1 protein-coding gene is annotated in these 611 nt (G+C 61.2%); it reads right to left on the reverse strand.

The window, feature by feature from the left end; translation table 11 throughout:
• Positions 1 to 29: 29 nt before the first annotated feature.
• Positions 30 to 434, reverse strand: coding sequence for a DUF6876 family protein (locus tag J2D75_RS14290; protein ID WP_243428783.1), 405 nt, complete (start codon positions 432 to 434; stop codon positions 30 to 32).
• Positions 435 to 611: the final 177 nt, after the last annotated feature.

A 611-nucleotide genomic window follows, 5' to 3' on the forward strand; every position in this document is an offset into this window, starting at 1 on the left:
TTTTGGCGCACGCACGGCCCCGCCCTCGCTCAGTATTCGGATGTGAGCATGACGACCTTGCCGAGATTGCTATCGGCGACGGCGTAAAGTTTCAGTTCAGCCAGCGGAAAATCCGTATAGCCCACAGGCTGGCGATAAAGGATGTTGGCCTCGCGTTCGCCGTTGCCATCCGTGCACACAACCTCGGCGCACTGTCTGGTGAGGTCCACCCTTAGGGTCCAGCACTCGAACTCGGCCCGGCGGACGGCCGGAACCAGACGCGCGCTCGCCACGATATCCAGCAGCCAGCCTGCGCCATTTTTGGCCAGATACGCAGCCCCATCGGTCAGGATCAGCCCCATCGTGTAGCGGTAATACCGGGTCGTGCCGATAAACTGTGCCAGCGCCTCGGCCGTGATCGCAGCAGGCTGGGTGTGTTCAAGTGTTGCAGACATGCCTGTATCCTTTTCTGGTTTTTTGACACTCTGCTGCCTGCCGGGACGGCGGCCGTGCGCTCAAACGCGGCGCGCAGCGCCGGGAGCGAAGCCCCACCGTTTGAACGCACGGTTCCGGTCTGGCAGGCACGTTTTGCTGTTTTCGTGTGTTTTCTTCTGAGGTTCTGCTCTGCGCGT

This window comes from Acetobacter suratthaniensis (assembly GCF_017377745.1).
Taxonomy (GTDB): Bacteria; Pseudomonadota; Alphaproteobacteria; order Acetobacterales; family Acetobacteraceae; genus Acetobacter; species Acetobacter suratthaniensis.